We start from the raw sequence: 12484 nt of genomic DNA, 5'->3' as shown, positions 1-12484 counted from the left end.
TTCGCCGACGGCCTACGCTTCGACGTCGCCTGCGGCGACGAGGTGTACGGCAACTGCACCCAGTTGCGGGAGTTCTTCGAGACTCACGGGCAGGCGTACGTGCTGCGAGTCGCCTCCACCTTCATCATCAACCTTCCATCCGGAGACAGGATGACCTGCGCGCAGGCCGTCTCCCTGCTGGCCGCAGACACACACCGATGGGAAGTCCGCTCAGCAGGCACCGGGTCGAAGGGACAACGCTGGTACGCGTGGGCGTGGATCGCCACCGCCTCACCCCGCCATCACCTGCTGGTCCGCCGTCACCTACACAGCGGTGAACTGGCGTTCCACTACTGCTACGTGCCCGAGGGGCAGACGACAACCAAGACGAAGCTGATCCGCGCCGCCGGACTGCGCTGGCCGGTCGAGGAGGACTTCGAGTTCGGCAAGGACCACTTCGGCCTGGACCAATGCCAGGCCCGCCTCTACACCGCGATCGCACGGCATACCGTGCTGGTCATGGCCGCCCTCGCCGTCTGCGCGGTCACCGCCGCCCACCTCGCCGACCGCACCGACACCCAGGCACCACCGCCGCACACCCCGGACCAGCCACCACCACCCGAGCCCGGACTGATCCCGCTGACCGTCCCCGAGGTCAAACGACTACTCGCCACCGCCCTCCACCACCCGAAACCGCCCGACCACGACACGCACTGGCTCACCTGGCGACGCCGTCACCAAGCCCGCGCCCGCTGGTTCCACCAACGCACCCGACTGAACCGGGACTACGCCCTGGTCAGCTAGCAATTGGCGGCTGCCGTAGTAGGCCGTAGACGGCGTCGAAGGCCGGGTTGGCGTCCCCGGCGGTGGCGTCCTGCCATAGGTCGCGCCATTCGGAGTCCGCGGCCATGATCCGGTCGAGGGCCCTCACCGCGATTACCGCCAGGTCGTCGGGTAGATCGAGGCGGCCGCCGTCGCGTAGGAAGTCCGGCGCGTACGGGGAGGTGATGGGCTGCCCGCCGGGCTGCTGCGCGGCCACGATCGCGGCTGCGGCGATCGTTTCGCAGGCGATGTCGGCGTCGAGGTAGCCGTCCTCGCCTGTGGCCCGGCTCAGCGCCTCGCGGACCAGCACCGGGCGCTTGACCACGTCGGCGTCGTCGAGGTCACCACACCAGTCAGCGGCGGTGTCGTTGTCGAACGGTCCGCTGTCCCAGGTCCCCACGAAGCCTCCCAAGATCGGTTGCGCGGCATTTTCACACCGGCCACCGACAGGTTGGGCGGGAAGGCGGCTATGGTGCCCGGATGGCGATCGGCAGGTCGGGGCAGCGGCGGCCGGAGACGGCAGCGGCCGAACTCGACGCGTACCTGCGCGAGTTCCGGGCGGGCGGCTATCCGGTGGCCCGGGTCGTCCACGCGGCGTGTGCGCGGTGCGGCGGGTCGGAGGTCGGGGTTCGGGTCGACGACGAAGCCGGCTACGCCGACCGTACCTGCCACTTGTGCGGTGACCGGTTCGTCATGCTCGATGCCCCCGACGTCGCCGAGGACGCCGATCCCGGTGATGCTGCCTGCCTGTGCGGCGGTGAGCGGTTCGACGTTGCGGTGGGGTTCGCACTGCGCGAGGACGGTGAGGTGCGGTGGGTGTCGGTGTCGTTGCGCTGCACCGCGGACGGCGTCCTCGGGGTCTACGCCGATTGGAAAATCGACTACTCGCCCAGCGGTCGGCTCATGGCCCGGGTCTGACAGAAGTGGTCGAGTGACACAGCCGCGGTTCCGTTACCACCCCGATCCGGTCGCGACCGGATCGGCCATCCCGACGGTTGAGGCGTGCGTGCTGTGCGGGGTTGAGCGCGGCTGGCGGTACGCCGGGCCGATCTACGGCCGCCAGGCCGACGTGCTGTGCCTGCACTGCATCGCCTCGGGTGGGGCGGCGCGGTCGTTGACGGGCACCGCCGACTTCCCATGCATGTTCACCGACGCGACCGATGTGCCACCAGACGTTCCGTTCGTCGTCGTCGAGGAGGTCACGCAACGCACGCCGGGGTTCGACTCCTGGCAGCAGCCGAGCTGGCGGTATCACTGTGGCGACGGCGCCGCGTTTCTCGGCGCGGCCGGATACGAGGAGCTACGCGCCCACCCTGACGCGTTGGAGATGATCCGGGACGATCTGCACCGGCTCGGGTGGCCGGCGGATCAGGCCGAAGCGATGCTGCGGCGGATGGATCGCAGCGGTGAGCCGACGGCGTACCTGTTCCGGTGCCTGCACTGCGGCGTGCACCTGGCCTCCTGGGACATCGGATGACCGGCGGCAGCAGGGACAGGTCAGCAGATGCCGGCGCGTCGGCGGGTGACGGGCGGGTCCGGTTGCCGATGGACGGGGCGTACATCCGGCGCTGGCGCGAGGACGTGACCGCGCGCCTGGACCGGCTGCTGCCGGGATTCGAAGTCCGGTTTGGTTACCCGCCCGGCCGGCACACGATCGGCGGCCCGGCGGGGGAGGAGGAACTCGCCTCGCTCGCGGGCACGCGTCTGCCCGGTGATCTGCTCGCGTGGTACCGGCAGGTGCGGGAAGTGAGCCTGCCGGACATCGGCAACGGCTACTTCATTCACGAACCCGGCCTGGTCGCGTGCAGGGAGGTGACGTCGATCCGGGGGCGGTTCACCGAGGACGTGGTCGTGTTCGCCAGTGATGGCGGCGGCACCCTGTTCGCGTCGGGCGCGGTGACCGACTCGCCGGTGTACCGGCTTCCTGCCGGCGAGATCGTCGCCGGTGTCTACCGCAGCGATGACCCACGAATCGACGTGGTAGCAGAGAATCTGACCGACTTTCTCGACCGGCTACGTGACACGGTCGAGGTGTTCGCCGCCACGGGCGCAGCCGGCGACCTGTAGAAACGGCTGGCACGGCTCGGTCCGAGAGGTGAGACTTCGTGGCTGTGGCACAGGTCGTGACTGGTCACCAGCGCCCTTACCGTTGCATCGGTCCGGCCGATGTGCTTGCCGCGGCGTCGCGCGAGGACGGTGGCTGCCGGATCGATTCGGCCGGCGATCTGGTCGAGTGGCTGGCGACACTGAGCCCGGCCGAGCGTGCCGAGCCGCACACGTTCGTCGTCGGTGTGGCAGGCGGGTTGCGGCTCGCGCCCAGGCGCAGCGAGCATGTCGCCTGCTCGGGCGGCCGACCCGTGCTCAGCGCTGGCGAGATCACCTTTGCCGGGCAGGACACGGGCTGGACGGTCATCGAGGTGAGCAACCAGTCGACTGGGTACTGCCCCGAGCCGTCCTCGTGGCCGTTCGTGGCTGCCGCGTGCGAGAGGGCGGGCCTGCGGCATCCCGGCGGGTTCACCACGGCGTTCGAGTTTCGGCGCTGCTCGGTCTGCGACCTGCTCGCCATCGTCAAGGACGACGACTTCACCTGCGCTGCGTGCGGTGGGGAACTGCCGACGGCATGGAATGCCTCCCGTTGACCTGGCACAGTGCCTGACCTACGCGGCCCTTCCGAAAGCGCGTGACGTACCGCGCCGAGTAGCCAGCGCCAGCGGTGACATCGACGCCACCTGCGCGATCATCGGCGGCGCCCAGCCCGGTACGGGCGGTGACGATCCGGAGCGCCCGTACCGCCAAGCTGACGCGGTGTACTCCGGGCCGCCGGCGCCGCAGGCCCCATTTGACCCCCATGCCCGTGATTCGAAGAGAAACCGCTGGCCACTGCTCGGAACCTGCCAGTAACCTGCCTCGGCCAGGGAAGGAGACAGCGTGACCGACACGATGACCTTGTGGCGGCCAACCGGCCCCAAGGAGCTCGACCTGGTGCGCGCCTCCGGTTGGAAGGCGTGGCCGCCGCGCCTGCCCGACCAGCCGATCTTCTACCCGGTCCTCAACGAGCAGTACGCGATCATGATCGCCCGGGACTGGAACGTGCCTGCCTCCGGCGTCGGCTACGTCACCCGGTTCGAGGTCGACCGTGAGTTCGCCTCACACCGGGCAGATTTCATACGAGCCCGGCCCTTCAGCGAAGGTCAGGTGCCCGCAGCACGGACACGGGAAGACCCAACTTACGACGTCGATCGTGACAGGACGGACGACCCCGCGCAGCCCCGTTCCTGCCGCAACCGGCGGCCAACGGGCCCGCACCCGAGTGGGCTACCTGGGCCGGCTCCGGTCGGCGCGGGCGGCGCGGTGGCGGTAGTGCGGTTGGGGATGCGTCATGGCATTTTCCTAGGACGGTCTACGAGGTGTGGTGTGGGTTACCGGCGTCGACCCGCACCGGATCGGGGGTAGCGGGTAACCGCCGATATGCGGATGCTGGCGTGGCTCACACGGTTGGGTCGTGGAGGTCCCGTCCCGCGGCTGGGGTGGTCATCGGGGGTAGGTCGTCGGGCACGGGCAGGTCGAGCGCCGCGAGGAACCGTGCTGTCTTGACCTCTACGAAGATCTCGGCGTCGTCCAGGTCGTCATCGTCCTCGTCGTCGAGATCGATGTCTGCTGGGTCGAGGTCCTCGGCGAGGTAGGCGGCCAGTTCGGCTTCTTTCGCCCTGCGTTCGGTGTCGCTCGCCCCGCCGTGCTGCTGTGCCCACCAGGCGCCCAGGCCAGCAGCCTCACGGGCCACGTCGGTTGGGGCCGAGGCGTCCGGATTCTCGAAGTACGTGCGTGGGGTGTCGCCGAGATAGGCGACGCCGCTGCCGGGGCCCGGCGGACGGTAGGTGAGCGTCGCGATGTCGCTGTCATGGATGTCGACGAGCAGCCACGGTTCCGGGATGGTCGGCTGTTCGGCAGGCTGGTGTGCTGTCCACCGGTGTCCGTCGAAGAGGTAGGTGCCGAAGAACCCCACGATTGATCTCCCGATCTCAGGGCGGTGACCGTTCACGGTTGAGCGGGCAGATCATCGCATGACGGTGCGGGCAGGGCGGTGCGGCCCGCAGCAGCCGGCTGGTGAGGCTCAGGGGCTACGGGGTGGCGTCGGAGGGCTGTGAGACGCGGCGTACCGTTCGGCTGCCTGAGGGGACGGCTGGATGCCCTGGGCAGCCGTGCAGGATTCGCTTGCCCTGGTGGGCTCGAACTCGGGTGGAGCCTGCGGATATCTGGTCGTGGTCATGCTGGTGGTCGTGTAGAACGGCGGCGTGGATGTTGAGGATATCCAGGGTGGTACCAGCGGTGTCCGCGCTCACCGTGCAGATCTGATCCTTGGCGCCCGTTGGTGCGGGCTGCTCCTCGATGTCACGTCTGCGCCCCGACGTGCGGGACTTGCGGTGGAGGTCACTGGGGGTAGGCGTCTTCAGATCCGGCAGGGATCGACGGTCGTGTTCCTTGCCCGCCAGCATGCTGCATACCACTATGTCGATTACCTGCGGTTGAACGGCTACAGGTCGGTCATGCCACCTATCCGATCGGTGGAGACCCGCCAGATCGGCGGGGCCCCGGCTGCCGACCGGGACATGCGATGGGCGTACCGGTTCGCGGACCTGCTCACCACCAGCAGGGTCGGGCCGCTGTATCCGAGCCGGTGGTTGTTGCAGGCGAGCGCACCGTACCTGCGGTATGTGGCGGCGTGCGGGTCGGTTTTCAAGCCCGCCCCCATCGCTGACCGGTGGTCCGAGCTGCTGGTCGACGATGGTGCCGGTGAGCTTGACTGGTACGGCCACGGCGGCAGCGGTCTCGTGCTCCCCATGCGACCGATGTCCCGGCACGACGATGCGCGGGTAAAGGCGTACCGCAAGCAGGTCCGCGACGGCACGGTGCCGCCGATTCTGTTGTGGTGGGTGAGTAGCCTCGACTGCTATCTGCTCCTCGACGGGCATGACCGGCTTGCCGCGTGCCTGGCCGAGGTGGTCGAACCACCACTGGTGACGCTGACGGCGGTCGTCGACGCCGACGAAGTGGACCGGCGGAACGCGTGGTCGGTGCGCCGTCATGTCGAGACCGTCACCCACATCGAACGCGAAATCGCGAAGGGCACGCCGGGAGCCGCGGGCGCTCTGGTCACCGAGCAACGGCGGCTCGCCGACGATCTCGTGACGCCGAATTTCGGCGCGAAACCTACCCGGGCCTGGATGCTCCCCGGCGGCGTACCCGCATGGAACCGCGCAGCAGCCCTGGCCGACCCTGCATGGGCGGAAGATCATCGCTGACCGCGCCATGGCCGGTTCGCGGCTCGGTCATCGTCGCTCATGCACGACCAGCGCTGTGCATCAGGCGACGAAGGGGGACACGACCACCGGCATCGGCTCGGCAGGTCAACGCCTTGGCGGACCCTTTCTCGTTGCCCCGCAGGCTCACGTCGGCAAGGCCGGTGCATGGATTCGGTAACGAGCCGCTCTTCCACAGCCTCGAGCAGGGTCGGGGAAACTCCTTGTCGGTAGCCGCCCTGCCTGCCTAGCCTGCTGGCTGTGCGGGCCCTTCACCTTCCGATTCACCGGGTGTACCGGTGAGCGGTCGTCTTCGTGAGATCGCTCGGCAGACGGTGGCGATCGCCGAGTCGGGACGCTATCGCAATGGCGCCGGTGATGACGTCGGCATCGGCGCGGCGGTACGTGCCGCGGTCGCCGGCAGTCGTGAGTACCTGCCGGACGAGGTGCTCGCGGTGGGGGACGCGGAGCCCGGTGCCGGCAAGGTGGAGATGACGTACGAGTCGACGTTGCAGGCGGCCTACCGGCTTGGGTCTGGTGCGGCGTGTCTGGTGTTCGCGTCGGCGAAGAATCCGGGTGGCGGGTTCCTGGGTGGGGCGAAGGCGCAGGAGGAGAGCATCGCTCGCTCGTCGGCGCTGTACCCGTGTCTACTTGCCGTGCCGGAGTTCTATGCGTTCCACCGAGGGCAGCGGGATCTGCGTTACAGCGACAGGTTCATCTACTCCCCGGGCGTGCCGGTGTTCCGGGACGATAGGGGCAACCTACTCGACCAGCCGTACACGACGTCCTTTCTGACCGCTGCGGCGCCGAACCTGGGCGCGATCCTCCGCAACCAGCCCGAGCACGCCGCGGATGTGCCGGCGGTGCTGGTCCGGCGTGCCCGGCGGGTGCTGGAGGTCGCGGCTGCGCACGGGCATCGGACGATGGTGCTGGGCGCGTGGGGGTGCGGGGTGTTCCGTAACGATCCCGCCACCGTTGCCGACGCATTCGCCGACGCGCTGCAGGTGGTCGACCGATTCGACCACGTGGTGTTCGCCATCCGCGACGGACTGCCGGGCACACCCGTGTATCGCACGTTCGTGGAACGCTTCCCAGGGACTGCCGTGAAATCGGCGGGTGGTAACGATCGGGGGTGAGCGTCGCAGGGTCCGTCGGACCCCGCAGGAAAAGAAGCAGCTCAGCTACGAGCACGACCGGCGAAACAACTACGGCGAAAACGACAAGAGTTCCCGCAAGAGCATCCGCCGTAACAAGCGCTACCCGAACCGATCCAACCGCCACCACGACCGGCAGGTGCTCGACGGAGCATCTGGTCCGGTGGACGACCGTGTCGCGGATTTGATCGAGCAAACGCTGTACGTCAAGCGCCGGCGACGGTGGCGCAAGTGGCCGAACCTACCGTTGGGTGTCCACGTCGAGGCTGCTCTAGAACGCCGGCAGCAGCTGGAACGCGGCCGAGGCGGCCAGCTGGAGGCAAAGCTGCAACGCCTGCGGGAGCGGGGTGGGCATTGCCCCGAGCAGAGCAAGCGTGGCTTGCATGGCTGAGGTCGCCAGTGGGTTGCGTCCACGGATCCGGTTCCGGTTCGCGCTGCGCCCGCTGGCCCAAGTGCATCCCTGGGGCCGGGATCGGCGAACGCTGCACTGGTTCGGTCTGACCGATGGCTGGTATTGGATCGAACTAAACGGTCACGAGCTGCTGCGCTATTCCGACCAGACGATGCGCCGCCGGCAGGTCGACGGCTATGTGGGCCTGCCCTACGTCAACTACTACGTGGTTCGGCTGTGGGAGGACCTGTTGCAGTTGCTGCCCGCGGTACTCGAGCCGGTGCCCGCCGACCTGGCGCCGTTCATCGAAGCCGACTCCACCGGCTGGCCGGAGCGGGGTGAGTATGAGGAGGACTTCACCGCCGAGATCTGGTACGGCGACCGCCTTATTGATCTGGGCTATCTGCGCAACGGCCCGCTGATTCGCGGGTGGCGCACCATCAGCAACGGCGTCGACGCGGTGACGGTCGACTGGTGGAATCGACGCTGCGAACAGGACATTGATGGCACGTTCGCCGGCCCGGTGAGGGGCCGGCAGGTCCTCACCACCGAGGAGTTCATCGACGCTGTGCGGCATCTTGACCGCGACTTGATAGCGGCGATGCACGAGCGGATCACCCTGCTGGAAGAGCGGCGCATCGTGCTGCCTGATGTCGAGCTGGACCTGACCGCGCTTCGTGCCGAGCACCACGACCGCGCCACCTGGCTGCAACACGCCCTGGACCGACGGCTGAAAACCGACTGGACAGCCGTCAGAGCCGGGGCAGCCTTGCTGAGACGCGCGCCATGACCATCAACGACGCCAGCGACGCAGGAGCGCAGGTTAAAGCCACTGTTCAGGTGGGCGGATGACACACCAGGCCGCGCGGGAGTCTGCGTTGACCCAAGCGGGATTTCATCTCGCCGCGCGCGAATTTGTTTCGACCTGGAGTGGATCGACCGGTCGAACCTTCGAGTGCAAGGCGATGCGGTGGCGGATGGGGGAGTGGCTGATGACCGGCATGGTTGACACGGTCGGGTTGTCGAGGTTGTGGGATGAGCGGTGGCCGGGGTGCTCGAAGCTGCCGTACGAGCTTCGGGGTGTGCAGGACCGGTGGGTGCGGTTCCACACACTGCCGGGTTCCAAGCGCTACCCGGACACCGAGACCGAGTACGAGATCGTTCTGGCTCGTCACAACAGCGTCCTGGCGGAGTTGGTGGCCGGTTCCGCGCTGCTGATGGTCACGGCGGGCTACTCTGATCGGCCGGAACCGGAGGAGCCTTGCCGGTCGCCGGAGACCGTGGCCGTGCATCCGGACGGCAGGTACTGGACGAGCGTCTGCATGGACGATGACCCGGGCTTCGAAAGCTATATGCACTTGTACGTCAGCCAGACGGCCTGGTCCGTCGGCTGCTGGGATCCGCTGCTGCGTCAGGTTGCTGACGATGTGATCGGCAACGTGCTCGTGGCGGATGTCGGGCTGCGGTGGCTGTATCACCCCTATGACGGGGGCATGGACGTGATCCTGCCCTCAATGGCCGAGCGCGATGCCTTGCAGCACCGGCATCGCGACTGGCTGTCCGCGCACCCGACGGGCCTATAGCTGGTGCGGTGCGAACGCTTGGGCGAGGGCGGTGTGGGCCGATGAGGTCACGTTCGTGGAGGTGGTCAGTCGCCGGAGGCAAACCCCCGCCGGCCTTCATCCACTCCTGGACCTGATCTGACGGCGGCGTCGTGCTACCGAAGGCCTTGATCAGCTCTTCGTTGGTTAGCGGGGACACCGTTGCGAAGCCGGGGCGATCGGACACCCCGTTGATCATGTCGATGATCGAATGTGTGCCGGAGTGCGGTTGCGCGGCCAACAGGGTGTCCGGGTCGACGGGCACCGGGCGACGTTTGCGTTCCCGCCAGTCCTCGATGATCGCGTCGTTGAAACCGTCGTCGTCGTTGCGCGGATCCAACTGCGCCCGAAACTCCTCCTCCGTCAGGTCCAGGTCGGATCCGCCCTCGGCGGGCTCCCGGTAGTACTCGCCGCGGTCGTACACCTCTTGGCGCAGCTGTTGGAGGGCAGCGCCCACGTCGTCCTGGTAGGCCACCATGTACCGCCACTCCGAAGCGCCCATCGATGTCCCCTTCCTCGGCCGATCCGTGGGACGGCATCGTGGCATGGGCATGCGACACTTCGCGGATCCGCGCACCGGCCCTGGCCGTTCGCCGCGATGGTTGGGCAGAGTCAAGCTTGCGCCCGGTGCTGGTCGAGGCGGTGCGACCGTGTCATAGGTTGCCGATGTAGATGACGACAGCGTCCGGCGGTGGCGCCGGTTGCAGCGCCGATGCCGGCTCGACGTCGGCGTACAGCCACATCTGGTGAGATGTCCAGTTCAGGATCCCGCCGGTCTCGCGGGAGCCGCGATAGGCGCCGCCGTCGGGCTGGAGCGGCCAACCACGGCTGCGGAGGTGTTCGACGAGCCGTGTAATGGTCGTTGTCCGGTCGGCATTATCGGCGGCCGTCACCACGAACGTTGCTGTGCAGTTGCCGCTGCTGCCACCATCGGCGCAGGTGTCGGCCGACACCAGGCGCAGCGACGTCGGCAGTGGGAGGACCTCGTCATCACGGGCAGGGAACCGCAGCCTGCCGTTGCCGTCGGACCCGACGACGCCGAGCCCGCAGCCGCACACCAGGACCACCGTTGCCAACGTCGCCACCGAGGCAACCCACCGACCCCTGCCCGCCGCCAGGTTCCACCCGGCTCGGGAAGGGGACGAGAAGGGGTGAACGCTCCGATCGATGACCAACGCGGCCAGGCACACGACGCCGACCAGCAACCACACCGCGAACCAGTCGAGCCACGGCGCGGCTATCAGGCTGCGGGGCCACTGCGAGACGGCGAACACGGCAGCCAGCACCGCGATGAAGACGACGCCGAAAGCCACGCCGACGGCACGGCCGCTACGGGTGCCCCACGCCCAGGCACTGACGACGATCAGGCCGCAGATCGCCGCCATTACAGCGGCTGGAGGCGCACCCTGTCCGAGCGGCAGCACCACAAGCCCCGCGCCGCCCGCACTCAGCCACCAACGCCAGCCGTTGCCCGCCACCATCGCCACGATGAAACCTAAGATCATCACCAAGGTCGTTGGCAACCAGCCTCACAACATCATTTTGCGTGGCAACTCCTGACCACAGGCCAAGCCAGGCGCGCGTTGGCACTGAACCGGCTACGGACTCAACTGTGACGGCCGCTGTGTCGGCCGCTGCACGCGGTGCAAGTGCCGAGGCGGGAGACCACCTCGCTGCGGCCTGGCCTGCCCGATATTTCATTTGCTTCGTCATGTAACGAGTAGTCCGGAGTCCTGCCCACTCCGACCACCGGCTAACTCTCCACAGTGCCCGCTGACTGCTATTGGATTACGGCATGAGCACCCATGCTAAGCATGGGTGCCGCGAACATGTGTACGAATCCCCCCTCGGACACAGATTTGAAGCATCCCTGCTGTATCTGACGTACTGGTGGTCAAGCCCGCTTGACCACGTGGACCTCACCCTTGCGGCGGTCTCGATCGGGACTGTCTGCGGTGAGGATGATCGCGATGGCTGATGCCCCGATCGCTGCCCTCGTACCTCCTGCGACGCTGTCGGACCGAACCCGCAGGGACGGCCGGCGACCAGACGGATCGCTACGTCGTCCGCCACTTCCATTGCCAGATTTCCCGACGCCACGCGTGGGCGTGATGGTGTATGGCTTGGCCGCCATCGACATCAGTGGCCGAATCGCCGATCGCGCGATCGTCCACGCGCTTGGTTGGAAATCTGGTACCCGTCTTCATTCCATGAAGACGCCGGACTCGTCGTCGTGCGCGTGAGCGCGCAAGGTATCTTCACCCTCACTGGTCAACGCCATCTGCACCTGCCCGCAGCCGTGCGGAAATGGTGCGGACTCAAGTCCGGCGAACGGGTGCTGCTGGCGGCGGACCCCACCGCAGGGATCCTTGTTGTGCACCCACCTGCTGCCCTGGATCAGATGATCGTCCAGGCACACACTGTTGCTCTGGCGGTGACCAGGGATGAGTGACACCACGGCGGGCCAGGCCGAGTTGGATGCCGCTCGACTGCTGCTCGCAAGGATGGGTATCTCGCCGGCCGACCTCATCGAAGCATCGACGAAGCGCCCGTTGGCACCGACGTTCGCCGAATACGTTCCAGTCGTAGCGGCGGCGGTCAGTGAGGGCACCCGGCGAGCCTATTACGGCAGCCGCCATTAGCCGTGTGAGTTGGGCTTTCGCGGGCGGGGGGTGCGCAATGTGGACGCAGCCGCCCTGGTGATCATGTTCGTGTGAAGAAGACACAATCAAGGGCGGCTGCGGTCGCCAGGATAGCGGGTGCTCGGGGCAAGCGGTTACGGGCCGAGCTGATGCAGCAACTGCAGGCGTGTTTCGTGCGGGTGCAGACGTGGCAGCAGGCCGACAAGTACGTGTCCGCGGTGGCCAGTGACCTGCCGAAACGCAACGGGTGGACGATCGCGGAGCATGTCGGGGACCGCAGTCCGGATCGGGTGCAGCGGTTGTTGAACCGGGCGGTGTGGGATACCGACAAGGCGATATGTGTGGTCCGCCGGTTCGTGGTCGACGGGCTGTCTGCCGCGGCTGGCCATCGGCGGCGTCGGGGGTTGGTGGTGGGGGCGTTGGACGAGACCGGCCAGCAGAAACGCGGCACCGCCACCTGCGGGGTGAAACGGCGGTACATGGGCTGTGCGGGCAGGGTGGACAACGGCATCAACACCGTGCACCTGTCATATGTGCGCGAGGGCCTGGGGCACGGGTTGATCGGGTTCCGGCAGTGGATCCCCGCCGAACAGATCGA

17 protein-coding genes and 1 pseudogene are annotated in these 12484 nt (G+C 67.6%); 14 read left to right on the top strand and 4 right to left on the bottom strand.

Features of this window, described 5'->3' with window-relative positions; genetic code table 11:
- On the top strand, positions 1-783 hold a 783-nt coding region (locus ABZ807_RS32360), incomplete at its 5' end, for a transposase (RefSeq protein ID WP_357166649.1).
- Here the strand turns inward: ABZ807_RS32360 and ABZ807_RS32355 are convergent.
- Positions 776-1201, bottom strand: a complete 426-nt coding sequence (locus ABZ807_RS32355; protein WP_357166646.1) for a DUF4259 domain-containing protein — start codon at positions 1199-1201, stop codon at positions 776-778. The genes ABZ807_RS32360 and ABZ807_RS32355 overlap by 8 nt on opposite strands.
- An 80-nt stretch (positions 1202-1281) precedes the next feature.
- On the opposite strand from ABZ807_RS32355, the gene ABZ807_RS32350 reads away from it, so the two are divergent.
- From ABZ807_RS32350 to ABZ807_RS32330, 5 genes and pseudogenes are all read left to right on the top strand, one after another.
- Entirely contained in the window at positions 1282-1719 is a 438-nt protein-coding gene (locus tag ABZ807_RS32350; RefSeq protein ID WP_357166643.1) for a hypothetical protein, read from the top strand.
- A 13-nt stretch (positions 1720-1732) separates the two neighbouring features.
- A complete protein-coding gene (locus ABZ807_RS32345; protein ID WP_357166640.1) occupies positions 1733-2278 on the top strand; it encodes a CbrC family protein in 546 nt (181 codons plus the stop codon).
- On the top strand, positions 2275-2868 hold the full coding sequence (locus tag ABZ807_RS32340) for an SMI1/KNR4 family protein (RefSeq protein ID WP_357166637.1): 594 nt from the start codon (positions 2275-2277) through the stop codon (positions 2866-2868). The genes ABZ807_RS32345 and ABZ807_RS32340 overlap by 4 nt, the downstream gene beginning before the upstream one ends.
- 38 nt (positions 2869-2906) lie before the next feature.
- Complete coding sequence (locus ABZ807_RS32335) at positions 2907-3440, top strand: hypothetical protein (protein ID WP_357166634.1); 534 nt, start codon at positions 2907-2909, stop codon at positions 3438-3440.
- A gap of 289 nt (positions 3441-3729) precedes the next feature.
- Positions 3730-3951, top strand: a pseudogene (locus ABZ807_RS32330) (ADP-ribosylation/crystallin J1); the annotation flags it as partial.
- Here the strand turns inward: ABZ807_RS32330 and ABZ807_RS32325 are convergent.
- Together ABZ807_RS32325 and ABZ807_RS32320 are read right to left on the bottom strand one after the other, a co-directional pair.
- Positions 3949-4107 carry a CPCC family cysteine-rich protein gene (locus tag ABZ807_RS32325; protein ID WP_357166652.1) on the bottom strand — a complete coding sequence of 53 codons (159 nt, stop codon included), beginning with the start codon at positions 4105-4107 and terminating at the stop codon, positions 3949-3951. The pseudogene ABZ807_RS32330 and the gene ABZ807_RS32325 overlap by 3 nt on opposite strands.
- 181 nt (positions 4108-4288) lie before the next feature.
- The gene (locus ABZ807_RS32320; protein WP_357166631.1) at positions 4289-4804 is read right to left on the bottom strand and encodes a hypothetical protein; all 516 of its coding nucleotides are present in this window, start codon (positions 4802-4804) and stop codon (positions 4289-4291) included.
- A gap of 469 nt (positions 4805-5273) precedes the next feature.
- On the opposite strand from ABZ807_RS32320, the gene ABZ807_RS32315 reads away from it, so the two are divergent.
- The 5 genes from ABZ807_RS32315 to ABZ807_RS32295 all read left to right on the top strand — a co-directional run bounded on the left by ABZ807_RS32315 (position 5274) and on the right by ABZ807_RS32295 (position 9226).
- Entirely contained in the window at positions 5274-6101 is an 828-nt protein-coding gene (locus ABZ807_RS32315) for a hypothetical protein (protein ID WP_357166629.1), read from the top strand.
- A gap of 296 nt (positions 6102-6397) precedes the next feature.
- A complete protein-coding gene (locus ABZ807_RS32310) occupies positions 6398-7234 on the top strand; it encodes a TIGR02452 family protein (protein WP_357166626.1) in 837 nt (278 codons plus the stop codon).
- Entirely contained in the window at positions 7215-7643 is a 429-nt protein-coding gene (locus tag ABZ807_RS32305) for a hypothetical protein (RefSeq protein WP_357166623.1), read from the top strand. Before ABZ807_RS32310 ends, ABZ807_RS32305 begins: the two co-directional genes overlap by 20 nt.
- Positions 7636-8433 carry a DUF5984 family protein gene (locus tag ABZ807_RS32300; RefSeq protein ID WP_357166620.1) on the top strand — a complete coding sequence of 266 codons (798 nt, stop codon included), beginning with the start codon at positions 7636-7638 and terminating at the stop codon, positions 8431-8433. The genes ABZ807_RS32305 and ABZ807_RS32300 overlap by 8 nt, the downstream gene beginning before the upstream one ends.
- Positions 8434-8491: 58 nt before the next feature.
- Positions 8492-9226 carry a hypothetical protein gene (locus ABZ807_RS32295; protein WP_357166617.1) on the top strand — a complete coding sequence of 245 codons (735 nt, stop codon included), beginning with the start codon at positions 8492-8494 and terminating at the stop codon, positions 9224-9226.
- Between the two features lie 671 nt (positions 9227-9897).
- On the opposite strand, the gene ABZ807_RS32290 is transcribed toward ABZ807_RS32295, so the two are convergent.
- The gene (locus tag ABZ807_RS32290; RefSeq protein ID WP_357166614.1) at positions 9898-10749 is read right to left on the bottom strand and encodes a hypothetical protein; all 852 of its coding nucleotides are present in this window, start codon (positions 10747-10749) and stop codon (positions 9898-9900) included.
- Positions 10750-11426: 677 nt separating this feature from the next.
- Here ABZ807_RS32290 and ABZ807_RS32285 point away from each other — a divergent pair.
- The 3 genes from ABZ807_RS32285 to ABZ807_RS32275 form a co-directional block, all read left to right on the top strand.
- Entirely contained in the window at positions 11427-11696 is a 270-nt protein-coding gene (locus ABZ807_RS32285) for an AbrB/MazE/SpoVT family DNA-binding domain-containing protein (RefSeq protein ID WP_357166611.1), read from the top strand.
- On the top strand, positions 11689-11886 hold the full coding sequence (locus ABZ807_RS32280; RefSeq protein ID WP_357166609.1) for a hypothetical protein: 198 nt from the start codon (positions 11689-11691) through the stop codon (positions 11884-11886). Before ABZ807_RS32285 ends, ABZ807_RS32280 begins: the two co-directional genes overlap by 8 nt.
- A 71-nt stretch (positions 11887-11957) precedes the next feature.
- Positions 11958-12484, top strand: a 527-nt coding sequence (locus tag ABZ807_RS32275; protein WP_357166606.1) for a transposase, incomplete at its 3' end; no start/stop codon positions are given.

The organism is Micromonospora sp. NPDC047548 (genome assembly GCF_040642975.1).
GTDB lineage: Bacteria > Actinomycetota > Actinomycetes > Mycobacteriales > Micromonosporaceae > Micromonospora.
This window is presented reverse-complemented; position numbering and strand designations above follow the sequence as displayed.